31 protein-coding genes are annotated in these 25,898 nt (G+C 63.6%); 5 read left to right on the top strand and 26 right to left on the bottom strand.

Annotation, left to right across the window (positions count from 1 at the left end; translation table 11 throughout):
* Positions 1–10: 10 nt before the first annotated feature.
* Entirely contained in the window at positions 11–349 is a 339-nt protein-coding gene (locus AC1D0N_RS25535; protein ID WP_477248748.1) for a P-II family nitrogen regulator, read from the bottom strand.
* A 218-nt stretch (positions 350–567) separates the two neighbouring features.
* Positions 568–1,443, bottom strand: coding sequence for an acyl-CoA thioesterase II (tesB, locus tag AC1D0N_RS25530; protein WP_477248747.1), 876 nt, complete (start codon positions 1,441–1,443; stop codon positions 568–570).
* Positions 1,444–1,717: 274 nt separating this feature from the next.
* Between tesB and AC1D0N_RS25525 the strand changes: the two genes are divergently transcribed.
* Positions 1,718–2,980, top strand: a complete 1,263-nt coding sequence (locus AC1D0N_RS25525; protein ID WP_477248746.1) for a ubiquinone biosynthesis hydroxylase — start codon at positions 1,718–1,720, stop codon at positions 2,978–2,980.
* A 264-nt stretch (positions 2,981–3,244) separates the two neighbouring features.
* On the opposite strand, the gene AC1D0N_RS25520 is transcribed toward AC1D0N_RS25525, so the two are convergent.
* The 3 genes from AC1D0N_RS25520 to AC1D0N_RS25510 form a co-directional block, all read right to left on the bottom strand.
* Positions 3,245–3,772, bottom strand: a complete 528-nt coding sequence (locus tag AC1D0N_RS25520) for a hypothetical protein (protein ID WP_477248745.1) — start codon at positions 3,770–3,772, stop codon at positions 3,245–3,247.
* A 136-nt stretch (positions 3,773–3,908) separates the two neighbouring features.
* Positions 3,909–4,265, bottom strand: a complete 357-nt coding sequence (locus tag AC1D0N_RS25515) for a YciI family protein (RefSeq protein WP_477248744.1) — start codon at positions 4,263–4,265, stop codon at positions 3,909–3,911.
* A 3-nt stretch (positions 4,266–4,268) separates the two neighbouring features.
* Positions 4,269–4,484 carry a hypothetical protein gene (locus AC1D0N_RS25510; protein ID WP_477248743.1) on the bottom strand — a complete coding sequence of 72 codons (216 nt, stop codon included), beginning with the start codon at positions 4,482–4,484 and terminating at the stop codon, positions 4,269–4,271.
* A 223-nt stretch (positions 4,485–4,707) separates the two neighbouring features.
* Between AC1D0N_RS25510 and AC1D0N_RS25505 the strand changes: the two genes are divergently transcribed.
* Complete coding sequence (locus AC1D0N_RS25505) at positions 4,708–5,133, top strand: OsmC family protein (protein WP_477248742.1); 426 nt, start codon at positions 4,708–4,710, stop codon at positions 5,131–5,133.
* 217 nt (positions 5,134–5,350) lie between these two features.
* On the opposite strand, the gene AC1D0N_RS25500 is transcribed toward AC1D0N_RS25505, so the two are convergent.
* The 7 genes from AC1D0N_RS25500 to AC1D0N_RS25470 form a co-directional block, all read right to left on the bottom strand.
* Complete coding sequence (locus AC1D0N_RS25500) at positions 5,351–5,980, bottom strand: YceH family protein (protein WP_477248741.1); 630 nt, start codon at positions 5,978–5,980, stop codon at positions 5,351–5,353.
* Positions 5,981–6,203: 223 nt separating this feature from the next.
* The gene (locus AC1D0N_RS25495; protein WP_477248740.1) at positions 6,204–6,983 is read right to left on the bottom strand and encodes a succinate dehydrogenase iron-sulfur subunit; all 780 of its coding nucleotides are present in this window, start codon (positions 6,981–6,983) and stop codon (positions 6,204–6,206) included.
* Positions 6,984–7,421: a DUF3052 domain-containing protein gene (locus AC1D0N_RS25490; protein WP_477248739.1), complete on the bottom strand. Its 438-nt coding sequence runs from the start codon at positions 7,419–7,421 to the stop codon at positions 6,984–6,986.
* 2 nt (positions 7,422–7,423) lie between these two features.
* A complete protein-coding gene (gene sdhA / locus AC1D0N_RS25485) occupies positions 7,424–9,259 on the bottom strand; it encodes a succinate dehydrogenase flavoprotein subunit (RefSeq protein ID WP_477248738.1) in 1,836 nt (611 codons plus the stop codon).
* A 2-nt stretch (positions 9,260–9,261) separates the two neighbouring features.
* Complete coding sequence (sdhD, locus tag AC1D0N_RS25480; RefSeq protein WP_477248737.1) at positions 9,262–9,657, bottom strand: succinate dehydrogenase, hydrophobic membrane anchor protein; 396 nt, start codon at positions 9,655–9,657, stop codon at positions 9,262–9,264.
* 3 nt (positions 9,658–9,660) lie between these two features.
* Positions 9,661–10,065: a succinate dehydrogenase, cytochrome b556 subunit gene (sdhC, locus tag AC1D0N_RS25475; protein WP_477248736.1), complete on the bottom strand. Its 405-nt coding sequence runs from the start codon at positions 10,063–10,065 to the stop codon at positions 9,661–9,663.
* Between the two features lie 448 nt (positions 10,066–10,513).
* On the bottom strand, positions 10,514–10,894 hold the full coding sequence (locus AC1D0N_RS25470; protein WP_477248735.1) for a hypothetical protein: 381 nt from the start codon (positions 10,892–10,894) through the stop codon (positions 10,514–10,516).
* A 275-nt stretch (positions 10,895–11,169) separates the two neighbouring features.
* Between AC1D0N_RS25470 and AC1D0N_RS25465 the strand changes: the two genes are divergently transcribed.
* The gene (locus AC1D0N_RS25465) at positions 11,170–11,538 is read left to right on the top strand and encodes a hypothetical protein (RefSeq protein ID WP_477248734.1); all 369 of its coding nucleotides are present in this window, start codon (positions 11,170–11,172) and stop codon (positions 11,536–11,538) included.
* Between the two features lies 1 nt (position 11,539).
* Here the strand turns inward: AC1D0N_RS25465 and AC1D0N_RS25460 are convergent, their stop codons facing one another.
* The 10 genes from AC1D0N_RS25460 to rplS all read right to left on the bottom strand — a co-directional run bounded on the left by AC1D0N_RS25460 (position 11,540) and on the right by rplS (position 21,281).
* Positions 11,540–12,736 carry a GGDEF domain-containing protein gene (locus tag AC1D0N_RS25460; RefSeq protein ID WP_477248733.1) on the bottom strand — a complete coding sequence of 399 codons (1,197 nt, stop codon included), beginning with the start codon at positions 12,734–12,736 and terminating at the stop codon, positions 11,540–11,542.
* A gap of 144 nt (positions 12,737–12,880) precedes the next feature.
* Positions 12,881–14,077, bottom strand: a complete 1,197-nt coding sequence (locus tag AC1D0N_RS25455) for a GGDEF domain-containing protein (RefSeq protein ID WP_477248732.1) — start codon at positions 14,075–14,077, stop codon at positions 12,881–12,883.
* A gap of 164 nt (positions 14,078–14,241) precedes the next feature.
* Positions 14,242–15,651 carry a 3-isopropylmalate dehydratase large subunit gene (gene leuC / locus AC1D0N_RS25450; protein ID WP_477248731.1) on the bottom strand — a complete coding sequence of 470 codons (1,410 nt, stop codon included), beginning with the start codon at positions 15,649–15,651 and terminating at the stop codon, positions 14,242–14,244.
* Between the two features lie 430 nt (positions 15,652–16,081).
* Entirely contained in the window at positions 16,082–16,717 is a 636-nt protein-coding gene (locus AC1D0N_RS25445) for a class I SAM-dependent DNA methyltransferase (protein WP_477248730.1), read from the bottom strand.
* Between the two features lie 60 nt (positions 16,718–16,777).
* Positions 16,778–17,590 carry an amino acid ABC transporter permease gene (locus AC1D0N_RS25440; protein WP_477248729.1) on the bottom strand — a complete coding sequence of 271 codons (813 nt, stop codon included), beginning with the start codon at positions 17,588–17,590 and terminating at the stop codon, positions 16,778–16,780.
* A gap of 115 nt (positions 17,591–17,705) precedes the next feature.
* Entirely contained in the window at positions 17,706–18,503 is a 798-nt protein-coding gene (locus AC1D0N_RS25435; RefSeq protein WP_477248728.1) for a transporter substrate-binding domain-containing protein, read from the bottom strand.
* A 205-nt stretch (positions 18,504–18,708) separates the two neighbouring features.
* Entirely contained in the window at positions 18,709–19,533 is an 825-nt protein-coding gene (locus tag AC1D0N_RS25430; RefSeq protein WP_477248727.1) for a class I SAM-dependent methyltransferase, read from the bottom strand.
* Between the two features lie 125 nt (positions 19,534–19,658).
* Positions 19,659–20,165, bottom strand: coding sequence for a MarR family winged helix-turn-helix transcriptional regulator (locus AC1D0N_RS25425; RefSeq protein WP_477248726.1), 507 nt, complete (start codon positions 20,163–20,165; stop codon positions 19,659–19,661).
* A complete protein-coding gene (locus AC1D0N_RS25420; protein ID WP_477248725.1) occupies positions 20,162–20,596 on the bottom strand; it encodes an organic hydroperoxide resistance protein in 435 nt (144 codons plus the stop codon). The genes AC1D0N_RS25425 and AC1D0N_RS25420 overlap by 4 nt, the downstream gene beginning before the upstream one ends.
* Positions 20,597–20,741: 145 nt before the next feature.
* Complete coding sequence (gene rplS / locus AC1D0N_RS25415; RefSeq protein WP_477248724.1) at positions 20,742–21,281, bottom strand: 50S ribosomal protein L19; 540 nt, start codon at positions 21,279–21,281, stop codon at positions 20,742–20,744.
* Positions 21,282–21,576: 295 nt separating this feature from the next.
* On the opposite strand from rplS, the gene AC1D0N_RS25410 reads away from it, so the two are divergent.
* Positions 21,577–22,329, top strand: coding sequence for a sulfite exporter TauE/SafE family protein (locus tag AC1D0N_RS25410; protein WP_477248723.1), 753 nt, complete (start codon positions 21,577–21,579; stop codon positions 22,327–22,329).
* Between the two features lie 12 nt (positions 22,330–22,341).
* Here the strand turns inward: AC1D0N_RS25410 and AC1D0N_RS25405 are convergent, their stop codons facing one another.
* The 3 genes from AC1D0N_RS25405 to rimM form a co-directional block, all read right to left on the bottom strand.
* Complete coding sequence (locus tag AC1D0N_RS25405) at positions 22,342–22,929, bottom strand: hypothetical protein (protein ID WP_477248722.1); 588 nt, start codon at positions 22,927–22,929, stop codon at positions 22,342–22,344.
* 136 nt (positions 22,930–23,065) lie between these two features.
* On the bottom strand, positions 23,066–23,761 hold the full coding sequence (gene trmD / locus AC1D0N_RS25400; protein WP_477248721.1) for a tRNA (guanosine(37)-N1)-methyltransferase TrmD: 696 nt from the start codon (positions 23,759–23,761) through the stop codon (positions 23,066–23,068).
* Entirely contained in the window at positions 23,758–24,357 is a 600-nt protein-coding gene (gene rimM / locus AC1D0N_RS25395) for a ribosome maturation factor RimM (RefSeq protein WP_477248720.1), read from the bottom strand. Before rimM ends, trmD begins: the two co-directional genes overlap by 4 nt.
* A 159-nt stretch (positions 24,358–24,516) precedes the next feature.
* On the opposite strand from rimM, the gene AC1D0N_RS25390 reads away from it, so the two are divergent.
* On the top strand, positions 24,517–25,455 hold the full coding sequence (locus AC1D0N_RS25390) for a tyrosine recombinase XerC (protein WP_477248719.1): 939 nt from the start codon (positions 24,517–24,519) through the stop codon (positions 25,453–25,455).
* Between the two features lie 211 nt (positions 25,456–25,666).
* Here the strand turns inward: AC1D0N_RS25390 and AC1D0N_RS25385 are convergent.
* Positions 25,667–25,898, bottom strand: a 232-nt coding sequence (locus AC1D0N_RS25385; protein ID WP_477248718.1) for a transposase, incomplete at its 5' end; no start/stop codon positions are given.

The following is a 25,898-nucleotide window of genomic DNA, read 5'->3' as shown; positions in this document are numbered from 1 at the left end:
TGTTCGCCGCTCAAAGCGCGTCGGTGTCTGTTTCGCCGGTGCGAATGCGCACCGCCTGGTCGATGCCGAAAACGAAGATCTTGCCGTCGCCGATCTGACCGGTCTTGGCCGCCGCGGTGATGGCTTCGACGGCCTTGTCGACCAGGTCGCCGCTGACCGCGACTTCGATCTTGATTTTTGGCAGGAAGCTGACCGCGTATTCCGCCCCGCGATAGATTTCCGTATGTCCCTTCTGACGCCCGTAGCCTTTGACTTCGGTGACGGTCAGGCCCTGGATGCCGACTGCGGTGAGCGCTTCGCGCACCTCGTCGAGCTTGAACGGCTTGATGATTGCCATCACGATTTTCATAAGGTTTCACCCTTTGCTGTTGCGGGTCCCCCGCGTTTACGACTTCGCCGATCCCAATGAGAGCCGGAGAGTGCCCGCTAGGATTCAAGCTCCGTGCCAATTGCCGAAGCAGGGTGTTAACCCTCTGTAAACAAACGGATTGAGGGAGGTTTGGCGGCTAACTGTGTATAGCCGGGGCAACGCTTGTGATTAAAAAATGGGCAATTTTTCAAAAATGCCTATTCTGCGGGCGGTCGCTTCAACCTGATGAGGCCTTCCTGGGCAACCGAGGCAATCAGCGTGCCGTCGCGGGCAAACAGCGAGCCGCGGGTGAAGCCGCGCGAGCCTTGTGTCGACGGGCTGTCTTGCGTGTAGAGGATCCAGTCGTCGAGCGGATGGCTGCGATGGAACCACATGGCGTGATCGAGGCTTGCCGCCTGGATGTCGCGATCGAAAATGGCGCGGCCATGCGCGAAGGTCGAGGTGTCGAGCAGCGTCATATCGGAGAGATAAGCGAGCACCGCCGCCTGTATGCCTCTGTCGGCCGGCACCGGACCGGTGGTGCGGATCCAGATGTTCTGCTTCGGCTCCAGTTTTTCGCGGCTTGTGTAATGCTTCAGCATCACCGGCTTCATCTCGATCGGCCGGTCGCGCTCCCAGTAGCGCTTGATGCCCTCGGGCACCGCCTCTCCGAACTTGCCCAGCAATTCGCGCTGCGACAACAGGCTGTCGGGCGCCGGCACGTCCTGCGGCATCGGCACCTGGTGTTCGAGACCGATTTCGTCCTGCTGGAACGAGGCTTCGAGAGAAAAGATCGCTTGGCCGTGCTGGATCGCCACCACGCGGCGGGTGGTGAAGGAGCCGCCGTCGCGGATGCGGTCGACCTCGTAGATGATCGGCACCTTGGTGTCGCCCGGCCGCATGAAATAGCCATGCAGCGAATGCACGTGGCGCTCCGGTTCGACCGTCCGCTGCGCGGCAACCAGCGCCTGGGCGATGGTCTGGCCGCCGAAGATGCGCTGCCAGTCGAGTTTGGGGCTGCGACCACGGTACAGGTTGTGTTCCAGCTGCTCGAGGTCGAGAATGCTGAGAAGCTCGTCCATGGCCGCTGTCATGTTTTTCGCGCCCCTAGTGTCGTGATTTCGAAGTTCGCTTKATTTTKATATTGCGCTCGGAGCGAACTTCKAAATCAAAACGACACTAGAAATCGTCAGTTTGCTAGTGTCCTTACGATTCTGAAATTCGTACTGCCCTCGATATCCAACTCGGACGAATTTCAGAATCGGGACACTGGCTGCGGAAGTGTTAAGGCGGTTTCCGACAGGAATGGCGGGCAGTCAAGGCCGGAATGGCCGCCGGCAACAGCCAAGGCCACGAAAGGAATTTATCATGGCGGACCGCAAGGCGGATGCAAAAGCCCGAGGCTCACTCGACGTTCTGGTCGCCGGCGCCGGCTATGTCGGCCTTGCCGCCGCCGTATCGCTGAAACAAGCACGGCCGAGCCTCACTGTCGCCGTGGTCGATGCAGCACCCGCAGGCGTCTGGCAGAAGGACGGCCGCGCCTCGGCCATCGCCGCTGCCGCTTGCCGCATGCTCGACCAGCTCGGCGTCTGGCAGGAAATCGTCGGCCAATCGCAAGCCATCACCGAAATGATCGTCACCGATTCGCGCACCTCCGATCCGGTGCGTCCGGTGTTTCTGACCTTTGACGGCGAGGTCGCGCCGGGCGAGCCGTTTGCGCACATGGTCGCCAACGCGGATTTGAACGGCGCCTTGCGCCGGCGCGCGCAGAAACTCGGCATCGACATCATCGAAGGCGTCGCCGTCGGCGCCTTCGACAGCAACGGCGCCGGCATCACCGTGCATCTGGCCGACGGCGCGACGCTGAAGGCGCGATTGCTGGTCGCCGCCGACGGCGTCAACTCGAAATTGCGCGACATGGCCGGCATCAAGACGGTGAAATGGGAGTATGGCCAGTCAGGCATCGTCTGCACCGTGGCGCATGAGCGCCCGCACAATGGCCGCGCCGAAGAGCATTTTCTGCCAGCCGGCCCTTTCGCCACCCTGCCGCTCAAGCCGGGCAAGGACGGCAGCAATCGCTCGTCGCTGGTCTGGGTCGAGCGGTCCGAGGATGCTCAAAAACTGGTCGATGGCGACGACCTCGTCTTCGAGCACGAACTCGAACTGCGCTTCGGCCTGAGGCTCGGCGAAATCCGTGTCGCCGACAAACCGCGCGCCTGGCCACTCGGCCTGACCATTGCCCGCGCCTTCGTCGCGCCGCGCATTGCGCTTGCCGGCGACGCCGCCCACGGCATCCATCCGATCGCCGGCCAGGGCCTCAATCTCGGCTTCAAGGATGTGGCCGCATTGGCCGAAGTGGTTGTCGAGGCCGACCGGCTGGGGCAGGACATCGGCGCGCTCGACGTGCTCGAACGCTACCAGCAATGGCGGCGTTTCGACACTGTGCAGATGGGCATCACCACCGATGTGCTGAACCGGCTGTTCTCCAACGACATCGGCCCGCTGCGCGCCGTGCGCGACATCGGCCTTGGTCTCGTCGAGCGCATGCCCAGGCTGAAGGAGTTTTTCATCCGCCAGGCGTCCGGCCTGTCAGGCGATACGCCGCGACTGTTGAAGGGCGAGGCGATCTGAGCGTTGCCCAACGTCGTCATCCTTGGGCGTAGCGACGCGAAGCGGAGCGAAGACCCAAGGATCCATGCCGTGACCTTGGTCGAAGAATGCAGCGCACCAGAATTCTGCATCGTAGCAACGCTTTGAAATCGCGGCATGGATCCCGGGGTCTGCGCCGCGTCGCTTCGCTCCTTGCTACGCCCCAGGATGACGAAGCGATGGGTGTTTCCGCTAATCGCCAAGGCGATCTGCCAATGTAGCGGGCTCAGATCCCCGCCAGCGAACCTAATTCACCTCAAAACCCAGCTTTTGCCGCAGCCGCAATATCCGCTGGTCGGCAATCTCCAGGCGTTTCTCGCCGCCCTGGGCCGCGCGGTTCACCATCTGCAGCAGATCGTTTCGCTCGGCCACATCGAGACGTTCGCGCAGGAACGGCGCCAGCTTGTCGATGACGATCGTCGTGTCGTCGATCTGCGCCGCCGCCCATTTGGCATAGATCACCGCCTCATCGGTCTTCTTCTTGTCGGCAATCTCCGAGATCACCGACCGGATGACGGCTTCGCGCTGCGGCAGGATAGGCCCGTTCTCGGAAACCATGGCGGTGATCAGCGTTGCCGCCGCCACCACCGGATCGTCGATCGCCGTCAGCGGCGACAGCGCCGCCTGCTTGCGCAGCTTCTTGCGGCGGATATTGCCCTGGACCCGACCGACGACATCGGCGACTTCTCGCGCCGCCTCGTTCATGGCCTTCATCCGGTACCACCAGAACGCTGCCGCCCCAAGGACGCCAAGGATAGCAATCAAGAACGGCATGCCAACATCCCCCAAAATCGCGCCGACGATAGGAGAAGTATTGCGCTGCTTCAACACGCAAAGATTGCTTGCGGCGAAGAACCAGAGGCATTCCACCGGCCTGGAACCCCTGGTTTCAAAGTCTCCGACTTCGGGTTCACGACCCCGGCACGTCGTAGATCGCCCTGACTTCGATGGTGCCGATTTCGGCGAGCGGAATTCCGCCTGCGATCTCCAGCGCCTCGTCGAGATCTTTTGCTTCGATCATGACGAAGCCCAGCAACTGCTCCTTGGTCTCGGCGAAAGGGCCGTCGGTAATCAATCTCTTGCCCTGGCGCCGACGCACTGTTTTCGACGTTTTTACCGACTGCAGCGCCTGCGCGATGATCAGCTGGCCGCGCTTTTCCAATGACCTGTCATAGGCCAGCGACTCGGCATCGAGCTTGGCCGACCCCTCGGCGGTCAGGGCGTGAAGGTCTTTCTCCTCACCATAGACCAGGCAAACATATTGCATTTTTTATCTCCCTTGCTGCGAAACATAAGATGAGGCGATCAAAGTGTCAGCCGGGTGCTTGCCCGCTGCATGATCGATAAAGCAGAAGGCAACGCCGATGATGGCGACCGCCGCAAGCAGCCGGCCGAAGCCGGACGGCTGCTGATACAGCCAGTCGGTTTTTTCGTCGCCGGCGGCTCGGCCGGTGTCTATCCAATGCGCGGAAAACAGATTGTTCATGGGAACCTCCATCCGCCACGAAATCCGTGGCCGCCCGCAGGACGGTCGGGGCACGGCGAAGTCGACATTTTTGCACGCACATTTTTTTCAAAATAATTTGCGAAGTGCCACGAAGAGTGGGCGATGGCCGCAAGACCGCGGTGGTCTTCCCTCGTGCCCGCGCTATAGTTGGAAGGAACGCCGGCACCGGGCCGGCGCAATCGGATCAATCAAGGAGGACTTCATGGACCGCACCGCAAACGCCATCTGGAAAGGCGATCTGAAGGGGGGCAAAGGCACGCTCGACAGCCAGAGCGGAACCCTGAAGGGCACGCCCTATTCCTTCAAGGCGCGCTTCGAGGACGAAAGCGGCAAATCCGGCACCAACCCGGAAGAGCTGATCGCGGCAGCACATGCCGGCTGCTTTGCCATGCAGTTCTCGCATTTCCTGGCCGAAAACGGCACGCCCGCCACCGAGCTCAACGCCAAGGCCGTGGTGACGCTGGTGCCCGGCACCGGCATCACCGGCAGCGCCCTCACCGTGGTCGGCAAGGTGCCTGGCATCGATGCGGCGAAATTCCAGGAATTGGCCGAAAAGGCCAAGGCCGGTTGCCCGGTGTCGCAAGCGCTCGGCGCGATAAAGGTGTCGCTCGACGCGAAATTGGGCTGATTGGGTGATCTTTGCCCTGGGGTAGCGATCCTTCACGCCCCCCTCTGCCCTACCGGGCATCTCCCCCACAAGTGGGGAGATTGGAGGTCGCCTCGGCTTTCGCCAATCGCCGGCGATGAAAGAGAGCGGGACGGCGGAGCTGCCGATCTCCCCCTCGTGGGGGAGATGGCCGGCAGGCCAGAGGGGGGCGCTGTCCCTCCGACATCTCCGCTAATTGCTAAGCCCCCAACGCGTCGAGCCGGGCGCGCAGGGCTGCGACTTCCTGCTCCAGCGATTCAATCCTCGCTTCCAGGTCGGAGACAGGCATGATCGGCGTATTGCGCTGCGCAGACAGGGCAGCAACGTCCACCGGGCCACCGAGAAGCTGCACAAAACGGTCCTCGCGCTGACCCGGTCCGCGCGGGATTTCCTGGACGAGCGGCGGCCGGCGGCCGATCAGCATGTCGAGTTCACCGCGCAGGTCTTCGATCGACGAAAACCTGGCCATCCGCTCGCTGCGCGAAAGGAGCTCATGCGCCGTCTGTGGCCCGCGCAACAAAAGCAGCCCGATCACCGCGGTCTGTGCCGTGGTCAGCGAGAATCGTTGCGCCATCTGATGCTCGTAGCGCTCGACACGCGAACCGAACATCTGCCGCACCAACCCCTTCTGCTCAAGCAGCTTCAGCGCCCGGTGCACCTCCGTCTGCTCCAGCGCCATGACAGGCTCGCGCGCCGTCTTCTGATTGGCGGCGGCAAGTGCTGCATTCAGTGTCAGCGGATAGACGTCAGGCGTCAGTTCCTTCTTTTCGATCAGGCAGCCGAGCACGCGGGCTTCGACAGGGGAGAGGATGGGAAGATCGTCGCTCATTGGGCAATCCTTTCTGACGCTGGCAGGACAGCGCCCCCCTCTATCCTGCCGGACATCTCCCCAAATGGGGGGAGATCGGTAGCTTCGCCGACAGCACGTCATCCTTCAACCTTGGAAATTGGCGAAAGCCGCAGTGACGGCCAATCTCCCCACCCGTGGGGGAGATGTCCGGCAGGACAGAGGGGGGCGCGAAGGATCGCAGCAGACCGCGATCTCGCTGAAGCTACACCCGCCGTTCCACCATCATCTTCTTGATTTCAGCGATCGCCTTGGCCGGGTTGAGCCCTTTCGGACAGGTCTGGGCGCAATTCATGATGGTGTGGCAGCGATAGAGCCGGAATGGGTCTTCGAGATTGTCGAGCCGCTCGCCCTTTGCCTCGTCGCGGCTGTCGATCAGCCAGCGATAGGCCTGCAAGAGGGTTGCCGGGCCGAGATAGCGGTCGCCGTTCCACCAGTAGCTTGGGCATGAGGTCGAACAGCAGGCGCACAATATGCACTCGTAGAGCCCGTCGAGCTTTTCGCGGTCTTCATGGCTCTGCAGCCATTCCTTGGCCGGCTGCGGCGACACCGTCTTCAGCCATGGCTCGATCGAGGCGTGCTGGGCGTAGAAATTGGTGAGGTCGGGCACCAAATCCTTGACCACTTGCATATGCGGCAGCGGATAGACTTTTACGGCGCCGGCAATGTCGTCGCAGCCCTTGGTGCAGGCCAGCGTGTTCGAGCCATCGATGTTCATGGCGCAGGACCCGCAAATGCCTTCGCGGCAGGAGCGGCGCAAGGTCAGCGTCGGGTCGATCTTGTTCTTGATCCAGAGCAGCGCGTCGAGCACCATCGGCCCGCAATCGTCCATGTCGACAAAGTAAGTGTCGATGCTCGGGTTCTCGTCATCGTCCGGCGACCAGCGGTAGATGCGGTATTCCCGCAGATTGGTCGCACCCTCAGGCTTCGGCCAGGTTTTTCCCGCCTTGATCTGCGAGTTCTTGGGGAGCGTCAGTTCAACCATTTACCTCAGGTCCTTTCGGATGACGAGCTTCAGCCCGGACCAGATCTCGTTCACGGCGGCGACTTTCACATCGACAAGGTCGAGTTTCAGGGCTTCGGTGCGGATGACGCCCTCGGTGACGTCGGTCGGCACTTTCGAGGCCTTTTTCGGCCACGACACCCAGACCATGCCGTCGCGCTTGATCGCCGCCTGGATACCGGCGAGGCGATCCTCGATCTCGGCACGTTGCCGGGTGAAGGCATGGACGGCATCGTATTTCAGGGCGGCGCCGGAAATCTCCGACCAGTCGACCAGCCGGTCGACCTGAGCGAAATCGACCGCCTCGGCGAGGTCATCGAGTTCCGCTGGCAAAGCGATGAAGGCAGCGGTCATCCCGTCCTTCAGCCCAAGCTTGGCCGGAAGGGGCGTGCTGGAATATCCCGATGCCGAAAGCGCCATCGTCAGTACACCCGTGCCTTGGGCGCGATCTTGGCGAGGCTGATGCCGCCGTCCTTCTCCGCCAGCAGCGGCTCGGTGTGCACCGGCCGGTAGCTCAGCGTCACCTTGCCGTCTTCGCTCAGCCTGGCCAGCGTATGCTTGCGCCAGTTGGCGTCGTCGCGGGCCGAAAAGTCCTCGCGCGCATGCGCGCCACGGCTCTCCTTGCGCGCCTCGGCGCCGTAGACCGTGGTGATGGCGTTGGCCATCAGATTTTCCAGCTCCAGCGTCTCGACCAGGTCCGAGTTCCAGATCATCGAGCGATCGAACACCTTGACGTCTTTCAGCTCGGTCCAGATCTGCGAAATGCGCTTGCAGCCGTTTTCGAGCGATTCCTGGGTGCGGAACACGGCGGCGTCTTCCTGCATCGCCTTCTGCATCTTTTCGCGCAACACCGCCGTCGGCGTCGAACCATTGGCATGACGAAGCCGGTCGAAGCGATCCATGATCTTTTCGACCGAGGCTTCGTTGGGCGCAGGGATAGCCGATGTGCGGTCGATGACCTGGCCGGCCCTGATCGCCGCAGCGCGCCCGAATACGACGAGATCGATCAGCGAGTTCGAGCCCAGCCGGTTGGCGCCGTGCACTGAGGCGCAGCCGGCCTCGCCGACCGCCATCAGCCCGGGCGACACCTGGTCGGGGCTTTTGGCCGTGGGGTTGAGAACCTCGCCCCAATAATTGGTCGGCACGCCGCCCATATTGTAGTGCACCGTCGGCAGCACCGGGATCGGTTCCTTGGTCAGGTCGACGCCGGCAAAGATCTTTGCCGATTCCGAAATGCCCGGAAGCCTTTCGTGCAGGACCGACGGATCGAGATGGTCGAGATGAAGGAAAATATGATCCTTCTTCTTGCCGACGCCGCGGCCCTCGCGGATCTCCAGCGTCATGCAGCGCGAGACGACGTCGCGCGAGGCAAGGTCCTTGGCCGACGGCGCGTAGCGCTCCATGAAGCGCTCGCCCTCGGAATTGACGAGATAGCCGCCCTCGCCGCGCGCGCCTTCGGTGATCAGACAGCCGGCGCCATAGATACCGGTTGGGTGGAACTGCACGAACTCCATATCCTGCAGCGGAAAGCCGGCGCGCGCGGCCATGCCGCCGCCGTCGCCGGTGCAGGTGTGCGCCGACGTCGCCGAGAAATAGGCGCGGCCGTAGCCGCCGGTCGCCAGCACCACCATTTTTGCCGAAAAGCGGTGGATGGTGCCGTCGTCGAGATTCCAGGCGACCACGCCGGTGCAGGTGCCGTCCGGCTCCATGATCAGGTCGAGCGCAAAATACTCGATGAAGAACTGCGCGTTGTTCTTCAGCGACTGGCCGTAGAGCGTGTGCAGGATGGCGTGGCCGGTACGGTCGGCGGCGGCGCAGGTGCGCTGCACCGGCGGGCCGTCGCCATAGTTCATCATGTGGCCGCCGAATGGCCGCTGGTAGATCTTGCCCTCTTCGGTGCGCGAGAACGGCACGCCGTAATGTTCGAGCTCATAGACCGCGGCCGGCGCTTCGCGCACCAGATATTCCATGGCGTCGACATCGCCCAGCCAGTCCGAACCCTTGACGGTGTCGTACATGTGCCACTGCCAGGAATCGGGACCCATATTGGACAGCGACGCGGCAATGCCGCCTTGCGCCGCCACGGTGTGCGAGCGCGTCGGGAACACTTTGGTGATGCAGGCGGTGCGCAGGCCTTGTTCGGCCATGCCGAGCGTGGCGCGCAAGCCGGCGCCACCAGCGCCGACGACCACCACATCGAATTTGTGGTCGACATAGGTGTAACCAGCCTTGTTGGCGGTCTTCGCGTCCTTGGCCAAATTCAGCCTCCGAATGCCAGCTTGAGCAGGGCGAAGATCGAGGCGACGCCGACCACTACGGAAAAGAAAGTGTTGAGCGCGATCAGCGCCAGCTTCATGCCCTCGCCATGCACATAGTCCTCGATGATGACCTGCATGCCGAGCCGCATATGATAGAGCCCGGACAACAGCACCAGGGCAAGCACCAGCGCCACGAACGGATTGGCGAGGGCCGCGCGCACCTCGGCATAGCCGGCGCCGTTGAGCGCGATGAGGAAGCCGACGAAGAACAGCGTCAGCGGAATGTTAGCGATGGCCGTCAGCCGCTGGCGCCAGAAATGCTGGGTGCCCTCGCGGGCCGAGCCAAGGCCGCGGACCTTGGCCAGCGGCGTGCGCATATCGGTGTTTTTACCGCTCATGGATCAGGCTCCCCGCGCCATGTAGCCGGCGATCCAGATCAACAGCGTCAGCGAGATCGAGCCGGCCAGCGTCGCCCAGGCGATCTTCGATGCCGTGTGCTTTTCAAGACCGGCGCCGGTGTCCCACACCAGATGGCGCACACCGCCCAGCATGTGGTGCATCAGCGCCCAGGTGTAGCCGAACAGGATGAGCCGCCCGAGCCACGAACCGAAGGCCCAGTTGACCCAATCGAAAGTGGCCTCGGAGCTCGCCGCCGCCATCAGCCATACGGCGACCAGCAGCGTGCCGAAATACAGCGCCCCGCCGGTGATGCGATGGATGATCGACATCGTCATCGTGATCGGCATCCGATAGACGGTCAGATGCGGCGAAAGCGGTCTCGCGCGGGTGGCTGGTGATTTGCTCATGGCTCCCCCAGTTCGGCGTCTCTGGAGCCACCGGCGGAAATGCGGCATTGCCGCTTCCGGATGCGACTTCGGACAGGCGGTTTCTAATGCTCTTTTTGCACCGCGTCAAAGCCAGAAAATCGTTTTGAAAACGTCATTTAGTCTGACAAAAAGGCGGCGTTTCGCTTCAATCGATTAGGGCATCGGCCCAAAGCCGGCGCAGCGTTCGCTGCAGTGCGGTATTTCGCCTGGCTCGGGCGCGGAGGGTGTGCCGAGATTCAGCTCAGGCCGAGCCGAGAATGGTGGTTTGCGAGAACCGGAGCGGAGCGTACTTCAGTACGTGAGCATCGGCCTACGCCGGCCGTAGCCTTAACTGCGCACCCCTCATGAGTGGTTCGGCCGGCGAAGGCCGGAAGCGCAGGAAGCTGCCATTCGCAGGCCGGCATCAGCTGAATATCGACACACCCGGTCAGCGCTTGCAGGTCACCGGCGTTTTCCCACCCTTCATCACCAGCGCCTCGCGTCCGTCAATCACGATTGCGTCATGGGCTGCGCCGTACCGGCTGTTCTGGTTGGCCGGCGACGCCGGCAGGTCTTCAGCTGTGCCGTCGGGGCCGAGGACATGCAGCGCCGTGCCGAGATTTTCGATCGTGATCCTGCCGCCGTCGGCGCAATTGTAGGTCGCAGTGCGCGGTTGCGGCGCGGCCGTGTCCACGATGATGGGGGCAGCAGTCGAAGGTGCGCCCGGCGCTATCGAGACAGCGGCGGCGGCGGTGCTTGCGGCCTTCGGCGCGTTGCTCTGCGGCACGCAGGCTGCTGCTACCAGCAGCGGGCCAAGCACAAGCGTCATCCGAAAAGCCCGGCGTAACGCCATATGTTGTCCTCCCGCGCGGCAAACTAGCCGCCATGCCTTGCCAAGATCAAGCGTCATGGTTGCAAGTCGACGCCGGCCGCGATGGTGCGGGCAAGCATGGCCGAATGATGGCCGCCGGGCTTTCCATTCCGACTGATATTAACCATGTTTGCCAAGAGATTGCCGCATCACCGGCTGTCCCCCTTAACAAAGGTTAATAAAAGGTTAATTTCTGATTCGAGGAGGCTTGCCTCTAGGAAACGGAGGACGCCATGCGTTCGAATTCAGGCACACTACGACTTCCGGCGCTCATGCTGGCGGCACTATCGGTCGGCTTTGCCGCACCGGCGCTCGCCGGGACGCGCCACCACGACCGCGTCTATGCCGATTCCTTCGGCAATCTCGTCATCGACAGCGCCGCCGGCTACAAGCGCATCATCGTTGGCGAAGGCAAGCTGGCGAAAGAATTGTCCGACTACACCAGCGCTGGCAACGCCGGCGAACCAGACGTCATCTACGAGAACGAATCGGACAATGTGATCCGCCGCGGCTGCTACCAGCCGCCGGTTTTCATCAAAGGCCGCTCCTATATGTACGGCCTCTCCGACGGCGAGATGCCCAACCTCAGCCCTTGCCGCTGATCTATCCGGCGTTCGCTGCTGTCGCCTGCCGGACGACCGGTCCGGCCGAGACCCGCACGCAGTCGCGGCCAGCGCCTTTCGCCTGGTAGAGCGCTTCGTCGGCGCGCCGCAGCAGGTCGGAAAACCCTTCACGCGCGGAAAGCTCGGCCACGCCAAAACTGGCGCTGCAGCGATGCTCCGCCGGCAGGCTATCGATCGGCAGCGCGCCGAAAGCGCTGCGTGTGCCCTCGGCAAACAGCCGCGCGGCGGCAAGGTTGGTTCCCGGCAGAATGATGGCGAACTCCTCGCCGCCGATGCGGCCGGCAACGTGGTGGTCGGCAGCGGCATCGCGAAGAAAGCCAGCGAAGGTCGCGATCACCCGGTCGCCTGAGGCGTGGCCATAGCTATCGTTGATGCCCTTGAAGTGGTCGAGATCGGCAATGACCAGCGCCACCGGAACGCCTTGGCGCACGGCATCGCGCAGCGCGACCTCGGCATGGCGCTCAAAACCGCCGCGATTGAGCAGCCGCGACAGCGTGTCGGTTTCGGACTTCGAGGTCGCCTCGGCCAGCACGTCGCGAACCAGGATGCCCAGCATCAGAAGCGCCAGCGCCAGGCCCAGCACGGTGCCGAGCGACTGCGACACCAGCGCGTAGCTGGTCTGCACATAAGACTGCGGGTCAGCGCCCCAGCCACCCAGCGCATGCGCGATGAACGGCTTTGAGGCGAACTGCACGGCGCTGGCCACCAGCACGGCCAGCAGAATTCGATCGAGCCGGTCGCGCCTTTGCCTTGACGACCAGACGATGCCGAAACCGACCAGCTGCATGGCCGCATAGGGAAGCTGGTAGGCCATCATGCGGGCAAGCGACTGGCGCGGCAGATCCTGCACGAACCAGACCGCGACGGTGGCGAAGACCAGGAAGAACAGCATCGGCGGCCAGGGCGGCGCCACGCCATACTTGCGGGCGAGCCCGGTATTGAAGGCGATGGTGGCGCCCAGGAAAACGGCGAAAGCGGTGACAACCGCAGGCCGTGCGTCGGCGAAAACCGGGATGCTGAATTCGACGGCGAAATAGACCATGCCGAGCACATAGCCGAACGCCAGCCAGCGTGCCGATACGCGTCCTACATCATAGATCGCAATCGCCATGAAGGCCGCGGCCAGCAGTCCGGCAACGAACAGATTGATGACAAGGATGAAGTCTGCGCTGCCCATTGCGTCTTTCGCACCCCGGGGCGACAGCTAACCACCGACGCGCGAAAAAGACGTTAACGTTCAGGCATGATCCCGAACCGAAGGACCGCGTCAGCGAAAAGTGGGACCCGGTTTTCGGAAAAGATCATGCCAAAACAAGTGTCTCTAACCGAGGCTGGCGTAGTCCGGCACGAACACCGTTTCCGGCCGCTCGTAGGACAGGCGCACGCTGTCACGACCGTTCTTCTTGGCCTTGTAGAGCGCCTCGTCGGCGCGACGCATCAGCGGTTCCAACCCTTCGTCGCCGGTGCGAGCGGCGACGCCGAAGCTCGCCGTCACCCTGACCCCCGGCGGCAGGCTGGCGACACCGCCGGACGAATAGAGCGAGCGGATCGCCTCGGCGAACAGGCGCGCCGAAGCCAGGTCGCTCAAAGGCAGCAGCACCGCGAACTCCTCGCCGCCGATGCGGCCGGCAGCACCGCGCGCGCCGGTGGCGAAATTCAGCTTGGCGGCGAAATCGGCGATGACCCGGTCGCCCGCCGCATGGCCGTGCACATCGTTGAGCGCCTTGAAATGATCGAGGTCGGCAAGCACCAGCGCAACCGGGAGCCTCGCCGAAGCGCACTGGCGCAGAAGCAGGGCCGCCCGCTCCTCGAAACCGCGACGGTTGAGCAGGCCGGACAGCGGATCGGTAAACGTCTCGGTCTTCAGCGCCTTCAGCACGTCGAGCGCGGCTGCCGAGAACAGGCAAAGCGCGATCAGCAGCGACAGCAGCGCGTGCGAGAGCAGCGCCGTCGTCCAGTAGGACGAGGCATAGAAACCGTCATAGCTGGTGAACGGCCCATGCGCGATGACGACGGCCAGCGTGCGGGCGAAGAAGTTCAGGCCCGACAGCAGCGACAGCACGAACAGGATGTTTTCCGTCGGGCCGTTGTTGCGCACCTGGCGCAGTTCGGCTGCGACCAGCAGGCTGAGGCCGCCGAAGCCGAAATTGATGGCAAGGATGCGCCAGGTGAGATCCGGCTGGACGAACAGGAACCAGCAAAACGCGGCCAACCCGCCACCTGCCAGAACACCGATCCCGACAAAGGGCACGCGCCGGCCATAGCGCGCCACGATGGCGCCGCAGAGACAACAGGCGGCAAAGGTGAAGCATATGTTGGAGAGAAGCTTGGTCAGCACCATGCCGACCGGCAGCGTGAAATACTGCAACAGGAAGCCGCCCGCCGAGGTGCAGTAGCTTGCACCCAGCACCGCCAGATAGGGGCGGTGGCGCTGATAGAACCACAGCACGAGGAACGCCGCGCCGAGCGCCAGCGCGATCGTCGGGTTGAGCAGCGCTATGAACAGGCCGGTGTCCAAGGACCGTGACTTCTCTCGCTTCCGTCAGGGAAGATGTTTAAGCCGCAAGCCCAAACAAGCGGTTAAGCGGGACCGAATATGCCCTCGGAGCCAAAGAAAAACCCCGAACCGTTTTGCGGTCCGGGGTTTCTCGAATGCTCTGGAAACAGGGGCGAAAATCCCGATTATTTCCACTCGCGAATGTCGACGAAGTGGCCGGCGATCGCCGCCGCGGCCGCCATGGCCGGCGACACCAGATGGGTGCGGCCCTTGAAGCCCTGACGTCCCTCGAAATTGCGGTTCGAGGTCGAGGCGCAGCGCTCATGCGGCTTCAGCCGGTCATCGTTCATGGCCAGGCACATCGAGCAGCCCGGCTCGCGCCAGTCGAAACCGGCGGCGACGAAGATCTTGTCGAGGCCCTCGGCTTCCGCCTGTTCCTTGACCAGGCCGGAGCCCGGCACGATCATCGCATCGACATGCGCGCTGACCTTTTTGCCTTCGACCACCTTGGCGACGGCGCGCAAATCCTCGATGCGGCCATTGGTGCAGGAGCCGATGAAGACACGGTCGAGCGTGATGTCGGTGATCTTGGTGCCCGGCGTCAGGCCCATATAGTCCAGCGCACGCTGCTTGGAGGTGCGCTTGTTTTCGTCGGCGATGTCGTCCGGGTTCGGCACGATGCCTTGCACCGAGACGACGTCCTCGGGCGACGAGCCCCAGGAGACGATCGGCGGCAGTTTGGCCGCGTCGAGCACGATCACCTTGTCGAAATGCGCGCCCTCGTCCGACTGCAGTGTCTTCCAGTATTCGAGTGCCGCATCCCACGACGCGCCCTTCGGCGCACGCGGCTTGTCCTTGACATAGGCAAAGGTCGTCTCGTCGGCCGCGATCAGGCCGGCGCGCGCGCCACCCTCGATCGACATGTTGCAGATGGTCATGCGGCCTTCCATCGACAGCGCGCGGATTGCCTCGCCGGCATATTCGATGACATAGCCGGTGCCGCCGGCAGTGCCGATCTCGCCGATGATGGCCAGGATGATGTCCTTGGCGGTGACGCCTTCCGGCAGCACGCCATCGACGCGCACCAGCATGTTCTTGGCCTTGCGCTGGATCAGCGTCTGCGTCGCCAGCACATGCTCGACTTCCGACGTGCCGATGCCATGCGCCAGCGCGCCGAAAGCGCCGTGCGTCGAGGTGTGGCTGTCACCACAGACGATGGTCATGCCGGGCAGGGTAAAGCCTTGCTCCGGGCCGATAATGTGGACGATGCCCTGGCGGATATCGGTCTCGGAATAATACTCGACACCGAAATCCTTGGCATTCTTGGCCAGCGCCTCGACCTGGATGCGGCTTTCCTCGTTCTTGATGCCGAACTTGCGCTCGGGCGAGGTCGAGACATTGTGATCGACCACGGCCAGCGTCTTTTCCGGATGCCGGACCTTGCGGCCAGTCATGCGCAGGCCTTCGAAGGCTTGCGGGCTGGTGACTTCGTGGACGAGGTGACGGTCGATATAGAGCAGGCAAGTGCCGTCGTCCTGGCGGTCGACAACGTGCTCGTCGAATATCTTGTCGTAGAGGGTGCGCGGTGCGCTCATGTGCGTAAATCCGTCGATCTGAAAATGGGGAAGAGGTGAAGTGCCGCAGGCCTTTCGGTCGGCGAAAGCGGTCTAGCTAAGTCGGCTGGTAAGCGCGCCGCAAACGCGCGCAGAGAAGCGCGACGGCAGGCGTTTTCTGTCCTGCAGCACGAACCCCTTATAGGCCGGATCGCCAAAAAGCTCTTCCATGGCGTGGCTCATACCAATGTTTTGGGTTTTCGGCAAATGCGGCGTGTGTGGGCGCGGCCTTGCCTTCTCCCCCTGTGGGAGAAGGTGGATCGGCGCGCAGCGCCGAGACGGATGAGGGGTGCGCGAAGGATCGCCGTCCTTGCCAAGTCTCCATCCTCGCCAAGCTGGAACACCCCTCATCCGACCGAGCTTCGCTCGGCCACCTTCTCCCACAAGGGGAGAAGGGAAGGGGCGTCACCGCTCACATCACCTCAAACACAAACGTCTTCACCAATGCATCCGGCTCGGCGATGGCATAGCAGCGGAACCATGGGCTTTCCTCGACCGGCCGCCATTTTTGCGCCCGCTCCAGTTCGGCGAAGACATCGGCAAACCCGCCACTGTCAAAAACCTGGTCGCGCACGGTGAAGATGGCATGGCCGCCTTTTCTGGTGATGCGCACCAGTTCGTGCAGGCCCGACGCCGGTGCATGGCTGATGGTGAAGACGCCGGTCGAGAAGAAGGCGCGGAAGTGGCCGTCAGGCCAGGGCAGCGGGCCACCGAGCATCGCGTTCTTCAGGTCGTTGTAGGCGTTGCGGCTGCCGGCGATCTTCAGCATGTCGTCGGAGAGGTCGAGCCCGGCAATGTCGGGATAGCCCAGCGCCTTGAGCGACGGGCCCGACAGGCCGGTGCCGCAGCCGGCATCGAGCAGCGGGCCTTCGCCTGCCGGCACATGCCGCGTCACCCAGGCGGTGATCAGGAACGGCAGAAGATAACCGAGCGAGGCGGTTTCGCTGTCATAGGTCGCCGCCCAGGCGGCGTAGGCTTGCGCCAGCGCCTCCGGCGTGTCGGCCGCATAGACGGAATCCAGCGCCGCATTGGCCTTGTCGACGATCATGGAATTCGCTCCGGAACTGGCCGCATCGTCGGTGATGGTAGCGCCGTCTTCGCCTGACTTCTATTCCTGATGCTGGTTGCGCAGCCGCTTCTCCAACGCCCTGAGCGCCAGCGACAGGCCGACGGTGAGGATGAGATAGATGTAGGCGACGATCGAATAGGTCTCGAAGAAGCGAAAGGAGCCGGCGGCGTAGATCTTGCCCATCTGGGTGATGTCGGCGACGCCGAGCACCGAGACCAGCGAGGAATCCTTGACCATGGCGACGAAGTCGTTGCCGAGCGGCGGCAGGATGGTGCGGATTGCTTGCGGAAAGACGATCAGCCGGAAGCGCTGCGTCCGCGACAATCCCAAAGCCTTCGCCGCCTCGATCTGGCCCTTCTCGACCGCCTGGATGCCGGCGCGAAACACCTCCGAGATGAAGGCGGAATAGCCGATGGTCAGCGCCATGATCGCGCGCCACAACAGCGAAACATCGCGCACCAGAAGTTCGCCGAAGAAGCCGGCATTCTGCAGCGGCGCGGTCAGCGCGTTCCAGGCCGCGACGAAGGCCGGCGCGCCGGCAAAGGCGATCCAGAACAACAGCACCAGGATCGGCACGCCACGGATGATCTCGACATAGAAGCGGGCGACCTGGCTGAGCCAGCGCGACCCCGACAACCCCATCAGCGCAAGCCCGAGCCCGATCGCGCAAGCCAGCGCGAAGGCGACGACGGTGACGAAGACGGTGATGCCGATGCCCTTGGCGACAGTGGTGAAAACCTGCGCGTAGAGGTTGCTGGTGGCGATGGAGATGGCGGCGATGACGGCGATCGCCACGGCCACGGCAAGCCACCAGGGGAAGTCGGATTTGGCGGTGGAAGCGGGCGTTGCCATCAGGCTATGCCCGCCAAGCAAGCATCGCGACGCTCCAAGTCGCCCCCCCTGGGGTGTTCAAGCGCAGCGTCGGCGCGAGTTCCTGTCCGTCACGTGACCCTCGCGCCAAGACGAACTACTGCCCCATCTTGTAATCAAGAAACCACTTCTTGTTCAGCGCCTCGATCGTCCCATCCGCCTTCAGCGCTGCGATCGCCGCGTTGACCGGCTTCACCAGGTCAGAACCCTTGGGGAAGATAAAGCCGAAATCCTCGGTGCCGAGCGGGCCGCCGATCAGCTTCAGCTTGCCCTCGGAAGCATCGACATAGCCCTTGCCGGCGGTGCCGTCGGTCAGGACGACATCGACGTCGCCGGACTTCAGCGCCTGCACCGTGGCGCCGAAGGTCTCGAACAGTTTGATGCGCGGGTTCTGCTCATTGCCGTCGAGCACGCTGTAGACGGCGGTGTAGAAGGGCGTCGTGCCGGCCTGCGCGCCGATCAACCCGTCCTTGAAGGCGCCGAAGGTCTTGGCGTCGGTGAAACGGCTTTCGTCACCGCGCACCAGCATGAACTGCTCCGAGCGCATGTAGGGGTCGGAGAAATCGACCTTCTCCTTGCGGTCTTCCTTGATGGTGATGCCGGTCATGCCGATGTTGTACTGGTTGTCGGAAACCGCCTGGATCATCGCGTCCCAGGAGGTGTTCTGGTACTCGACGGAAAAGTTCAGCCGCTTGGCGATTTCGTTCATCGCGTCATATTCCCAACCGATCTGTTTTCCGGTCTTGGCATCGATGAACTGCAGCGGCGGATAGGCGTTTTCCGTCACCACCACCACCTTCTTGCCGCCGAGATCGGGCAGCGCCTGCGCCCATGCGGCGACCGGTGCGAGAAGGCAAGCCAACAGGCCGGCCAGCAGCAGTTTCGATTTGGTCATGACACACTCCCAGAACTTGAAAGGCCTCGGCACAGCCAAGGTTTGCAGGAAAATCCGGCGCCGACTTTAGCCGTCCGCAAGCGCCGTGCAAGCCGGTCCGATGTGACCCTTCGCGCAAAAGCGGATTTCGATGCTTTCTATCGGGGGATTTCGGAACGATCTTTGCCCGGCGGCCATCCGCCGCACCATGGCGCCGCGCGTAAACTCAGCGCCGCTTGGTTGCGCCGATAGACACGGAAAGCGGTATCTTGGTCATACCGTCCGGCAGCGCGTAAAGTCCCTCGCCGGCCTCGACCATGTAGGGGAATTCCTTCCAGCCCAGAATGGCATGCTCGTTGAGGAAGTCGATCGTCATGTCGGACGCGATGAGGGCGTTGACGACGTCGCCCAACGGATGGATCCACTCATAATTCAGGCGATGGGTCAGTGGCCGCTCGTCGCCGGTATAGGTGTGCGTATCGTGCCATTCCAGCGGCGCCTGTGGCGGCGTCCGCCAATCCAGCAACAGGCCGGGCTGATCGGTCTTGCGGCCGCACTGGAACATCGTCGGATGCCCGTCGAGGAAATACAGCTGCCCACCCGGGCGCAGCAGATTGGCGACCACCTTGGCCCAGCTGAAGATGTCGTCCAGCCAGATGGTCGTGCCCCAGGTGACGTAGACGAGGTCATAGTAGTCGTCGAGCGCCTCCACCGCATCATAGACCGAAGCCTCCACGAAGCTGACTTCGGCGCCGGCCTGCGCGGCAAACCGGCGCGCCGCCGCAAGCGCCTTGGGCGAGAAGTCCAGTCCGGTGACACTTTTTGCGCCGAGATGCTTCAGGCTGATCGTGTCGAGCCCGATATGGCACTGCAGGTGGGCGACGTCCTTGCCGGCGATGCGGTTGGCGACTTCCCGCTTTTCCAGCGCGGTCAGGCTCAAGCCGCCGGCCAGAACCCGATCGATCGGGTAATAGCGATGGGCCTCGTCAGTGGTATGCAATTCGGCTCGGTTGTCCCAGTTGAAGCGGTTCGCCCTGGCGAAAGAATCCATCACATCACTCCAAAACAGGGGACAGCCGAAGCCACCCATTGCTAAGCAATGTTATGTCCAATGCAAGATATATTAGTAAGAGATTGTTTACCCTATGGCTCCGGGCAGGCGTTCCAACCGGGCGATCAGTCACGCTCCGGCGCAGTGCCCGCCGCGCGCAAGCCGGCGACAAAGCGGGTTAGCGTGCGGTGCAGGGATTTCAACTCGGCCGCCTCGAGCGGCATGGCGCAGGCCAGCCCGGCGGATACGTCCTGCGTGCGTGCGCGCAGCGCCAGGCCTTTTGCCGTCGGTTCGACCAGCACGCGGCGCTCGTCGGCGGCGTCGCGCCGGCGGGTCACCAGGCCATTCGCTTCCAGCCGCTTGAGCAGCGGCGTCAGTGTCGCCGAATCGAGCCCCAGCGCTTCGCCGAGCGCACCGACGGTGCTTGGCGCGCGTTCCCACAGCACCAGCATTGCCAGATATTGCGGGTAGGTCAGGCCGAGCGGCTCGAGCAGCGGCCGGTAGATCTTCGTCATCAGCCCGCTCGCCGAATAGAGCGCGAAGCAGAGCTGCTGGTCGAGGCGCGGAACTTTGAACGTCCCGGCTGATACCGCCGGGACGTCGCTGGCATTCTTTGCGGTCGTTGTCGTCATGCTGCCTTTGCCGGAAGCGCCACTGCCGAAAGCGCCACCTCGACATTGCCCTTGATGGCGTTGGAATAGGGACAAACCTGGTGCGCCGCCGATACAAGCGCTTCCGCGGCCGCCTGATCAAGGCCTTTCGTCTCCGCCGCCAGCGAAACGCCGAGCCGGAAGCCGCCCTGGCCATTGGAATGCAGGCTGACATCGGCCGTCACAGCGGCATCCTGCAGCGGCAGTTTCTGCTTGCCGGCGATGAAGCGCATGGCGCTTTCGAAGCAGGCGGCATAGCCGGCGGCAAACAGCTGCTCGGGATTGGTGGCGCCCCCCTTGCCGCCCAGTTCCTTCGGCGGGGCAAGGTCGAGGCTGAGCAGGCCGTCATCGCTGCGGACATGGCCGGCGCGGCCGCCAACGGCGCGGGCTTGGGTGGCGTAGAGTGCAGGCATTTTGTATCTCCATTTAATTTGTACACGATTAGTTAGTGTACAAGATAATTGGAGTCAACCCGGCTGAGAACAGATTTCGATTAATTCCGCTCGAAACGAAAAAGGCGGCCGAAGCCGCCTTTCCGAAACCTGTGCCTGAAAGAACTTATTCTGCGGCGGTCGCTTCCGCGGCCTTGGCTGCCTCGTCGGCGGCCTTCTTCTCGGCGGCGTCCTGCGCTGCCTTCTCGATCGCCAGCGCCTGGGCGGCGGCCACCTTCTCGGCCTCGATGCGGGCCTTCTCGGCGTTCAGCGCGTCGCGCTCGTCATCGTTCAGCTTGCGGGCGCGCACGCCGGTGTTTTCCGAAATACGGGCCGACTTGCCGCGACGATCACGCAGGTAATACAGCTTGGCGCGACGCACCTTGCCGCGACGAACGATCTCGACGCCTTCGACCATCGGCGAGTAGACCGGGAACACGCGCTCCACGCCTTCGCCGTAGGAAATCTTGCGAACGGTGAAATTTTCCTGGAAGCCGGCGCCGGCACGGGCGATGACGACGCCCTCATAAGCCTGGACGCGGGTGCGGGTGCCTTCGGTCACGCGGACCTGGACGCGCACGGTGTCGCCGGGCTGGAATTCGGGAAGCTTGCGCTTGGCTTCGATCTTGGCGGCCTGTTCGGCCTCGAGCTGACGGAGAATATCCATCTAAAAGTCCACTTCTTGTTCTTCCGACAGTCAGAGCGTCCGACACTCACCTTGCAGTTCCTATGACCGCTCGGCTATGCCCTTTCGGGCAGGGGCGACTACACCGTCATTGTTGACGGGTCCGGTAGATTGTTCTTCCGGTTCGGGCGGGCACATACAGCTATTTCGAGGCTTTGTCACGCCTTGGCCCTGTCTTTTTTGCTCGCATGCCACCACGCAATCGTCCAGCGCGGGGTTGCGCCGACCCGGCAAGCTTCCTAATCCGGGGGAGGCACTCTTTTCCGGCGGCGCCCAAATGTCTGTTTTCGACGCAGTCCTGCTCTTCCTCGCGGGTTTTCTGTCAGGCGCCGTCAACGCCGTTGCCGGCGGCGGCACATTCATCACCTTCGGCGCCATGACACTGGCCGGCCTGCCGCCGATCGTCGCCAACGCCACCTCCTCGGTGACGCAGTTTCCCGGCTATATCACCTCGACACTCGCCTATTGGACCGACATCAAGCATTTCTGGCGCGGCGCGCTGCTGCTTTGCCTGATCTCGGCCTTGGGCGCGCTGGCCGGCGCGCTCATCCTTTTGGCGCTCTCCAATCCATCGTTTCGCGCCCTGGTGCCATGGCTGCTGTTGGCGGCAACGGCCCTGTTTGCCGCCGGGCCATGGCTGAAGCCGGCGCCCAAGCCTGGACATGAAGCCACGGTCGGCTCGCTCGCCGGTTCGCTGGCGCAGTTTGCTACCGCAATCTATGGCGGTTTCTTCGGCGCCGGCATGGGCGTTATGATGCTGGCGACGCTCGGCCTGACGCAAGCCGGCGACTATCACCGCCTCAACGCGCTGAAGAACATGCTGGCCGTGGTCATCGCCTCCGTCGCCATCCTGGTCTTCGTCGGAGGCGGCGTCGTCGCCTGGCCGCAGGCGATCGTCATGATCCCCGGCGGCGCGCTGGGCGGCTATGCCGGCGTCTGGATCGCCAAGCGCGTACCGCAGAACGCCGTGCGCGGCTTCGTCGTCGCCGTCGGCCTGTTCCTCGCCTTCTACTACTTCACCAAGGGCTGACGAGATCCGGCTTCATCCGGCCGAGAAGAAGTCGACGGCAAGCACGACAAGGCCGGCGGCAAAGGCCGCACCACCGATTGCGTGCGCCAGTCCGACGGATTTGGCGGCGCGCCGGTTGGCGGCCACAGCGCCCTGCCAGTAAAGGGCAAAGCCCGCGATCACGATCAGCAATTCCAGACCTGCCGAAGCCACGGGGTAACGCCACAGGCCGAAGCCGAGCAAAGGCAGGTCGAGCGCGTTTGCGGGCAACAGCGGCAGATCGGGCCGATGCACGACCAGATCGAGCAGCCAGTGCGAAAACGCCACCGCGCCGACCACGACCGCTGCCGGGCGTCCATATCGCGGCGCAAAAAACGCGCCGAACAGCGCCGAGAGCGCCAGCGCCCCAAGTAGCGAATGCGTGTACCAGGCATGGATGAAGGCGGCGCCGTATCCGGCGTCGGTCGCGTCGGGCGCCTTGCTCAGGCCCTCGACACCGGCGAGCAGCAGCGGCACGAACACGATATCCAGCCAGGCCGTCGCCAGCATCAGCGCATAGAGCGGCACGGCTGGGCGGCGCGCCTTGACGGCGGCGGCAAGTCCAAAGTGACCGGCGATCATCGGGCTTGATCCGAGCCGCCCGTCGACCAGGCAATATATCGGTCCAGAAAGCCGAATATGCCCGCGAAAACAACGATGCCGAGGAAAAACGCCATGCTCACTCCTGATTGGTGATGGGTCGTTGCGCGCGGGCGATTCACTTTCGCGGCAGGGCCGCCAACAAATCCGGCCTTCGCTCGCCTGTCAATTTCTCGGATTCGCTTCGCCGCCACTTTGCGATTTTTGCATGGTTGCCGGAGATCAGCACTTCGGGAATTGGACGACCTTCGAACTCCTGCGGCCTTGTGTAGTGTGGATGTTCGAGCAGGCCGTTCTCAAAGCTCTCTTCCTCGCCCGACACCGCATTGCCCATCACGCCCGGCAACAGCCGCACCACGGCGTCGAGCAGCACCAGGGCCGCCGGCTCGCCGCCGGAAAGGATGAAATCGCCGACGGAGACTTCCTCGAGGTTCCGCGCGTCGATCAGCCGCTGGTCGACACCTTCGAAGCGGCCGCAGACGATGACGGCGCCAGGCCCCGCGGCCAGTTCGCGCACACGGCGCTGCGTCAGCGGTTTTCCACGCGGGCTCATCAACAGGCGCGGGCGCGGATCGCCTTCCGCAGAAGCATGGTCGATCGCCCTCGCCAGCACGTCGGCGCGCATCACCATGCCGGCGCCGCCGCCGGCCGGCGTATCATCGACGGTGTGATGGCGGTCGGTGGCGAAGTCGCGGATCTGGATCGCCTGCAACGACCACGTGCCGGATGCCAGCGCGCGGCCGGCCAGCGACAGGCCGAGCGCGCCCGGAAACATCTCGGGATAAAGCGTCAGCACCGAGGCGGAAAAGCTCACCGGTTGCCCCCGGCATCCCTCGGTCCGCGCGGCCTGCCCTTGGCATCAAAGTCTTCTTCGCGAGGGGCATCGCCATCCTCGTCCTCGACCAGCCCGGCCGCCGCCAGATCGATGCGGATGAAGGCGTCGGCAATCGACACCTCGGGAACGGCGGCCTGCGTGAACGGGATCAGCACGCCTTTGCGCCCTGCCAGCGTCACGTCGAGAATATCACCGCCGCCGAAATTGTGCACGGCGACGACCTTGCCGATGAGAGCGCCCGTATCGTCCCGGACCTCCAGCCCGACGAGGTCGGCATGATAGAACTCGTCCTCTTCGCCATCGTCCGGCAGCATCGAGCGGTCGACGAACAGTTCCGTACCGGCAAGCGCCTCGGCGGCGTTGCGGTCGCTGATGCCCTTGAAGCGCACCACGACGACGGTGTTGGCCGGCCGGATGTCGATGATCTGGAAGGCGCGCCCGTCCCTGGCGTAGAGCGGCCCGTAATCGGCCAGCGCCAAGGGCTCACCGGTGAAGGTCTTCACCCGCAATTCACCCTTGATGCCGTGGGCGGCGCCGATCACGGCCATCTGCACGGGGTTCTGGAGCTTGGTCATGGCAAACATTCCTTTGCAGTGCTCTAGCGCCGCCCCGGCGTCATTTCAATGATCGCCCGGCGTCATTTCAATGATCGCTCGACGTCATTTTCAATGACGCAGCTCTTCACCGCTTCCTAACCCGACTGCCCGACAATGGCAGGGAATTGGAACAGCGCCATGCAGGAATTCCTCATCCCGGCAAAACCCGACCTTCAGGTGGCGCGCGAAAGCTGGCTGAAGATGCTGGCGCGCGAACGCCGGCTGTCACCGGCAACCGTCGAAGCCTATGAGCGCGACACGCGCCAGTTCCTGCATTTCCTCACCGGCCATTGCGGCGGCTCACCCGGCATTGCCGACATCGCCAATCTGCGTCCAGCCGATCTGCGTGGCTTTCTCGCCGCCCGCCGCAACACCGGCGCCGGCGCCCGCACGCTCGGCCGCGGCCTGGCCGGCATCCGCTCGCTGCTGCGCTTTCTCGAGCGCCGCGGCCTCGCCAATGCAGCAGGTGCGGCGGCGCTGCGCGCGCCGCGCCAGCCGAAATCGCTGCCCAAGCCGCTGACGGCAAGCGATGCCAAACATATCGTCTCGGTGGAAGGCCAACTGGCCGAGGAACCGTGGATCGCCGCCCGCAACGCGGCGGTGCTGACGCTGCTCTATGGCTCGGGCCTGCGCATTTCCGAAGCGCTCGGCCTGTGGGGCGCCGATCTCGCTTTGGAGAGCGACACGGTGCTGCGCATCACCGGCAAGGGCGGCAAGACACGGCTGGTGCCGGTGCTGCCGGTGGCGCTGCGGGCGATCGCCGAATACCGGCGGCTGTGCCCCTATCATCTCGACCCGAAAGGCCTATTGTTTCGCGGCGCCCGCGGCGGCCCGCTGAACCCGGCCATCGTCCAGCGCGACATGGCCAAGTTGCGCTCCGCGCTCAACCTGCCCGACACGGCGACGCCGCATGCGCTGCGCCACTCCTTCGCCACGCATCTGCTGGGACGCGGCGGCGATTTACGCACCATCCAGGAGCTGCTCGGCCACGCCAGCCTGTCGACGACGCAGATCTACACCGGCGTCGACACGGCAAGGCTGCTCGAGATTTACGAGTCCGCTCACCCAAGAGCGTGACGGCTGGCAGTGCGCTGCGTAGCGGGATTTGGGCGAAGCCTCTCAGCTTCGTCATCCTAGGGTGAAGCAGTCGCGAAGCGACGTCGCGGAAACCCTAGGATCCATGCCGTGACGGTCCACACGCGCACAGCGGTTCAGAATGACGGTGGCGCTCACCAGAGCCGGTATTGCACCGCCACAACGCTCCTAAGTCGCGGCATGGCAACTGTGTTCACGCGAATGCGGTTTTGTCCCTGATGATAGCGTTGAGGGTGACCAGAAGCTTCCTTGCGACGGCGACGATGGCGAGTTTCTTTGATCCGGAACGTGCGGCAAGGGCGACGTAGAAAGCTTTGAACCGGTCATTGGCGCGGATGGCGCCGAGCGCCGCCATGTAGAGAGCTCGCCTGACCCGCGGGCGGCCACCTGTGATCTTGCTCCTATGTTTGAGCTTGCCGCTCTCA

The organism is Mesorhizobium sp. P2_E10, from assembly GCF_056404235.1.
This window is presented reverse-complemented; position numbering and strand designations above follow the sequence as displayed.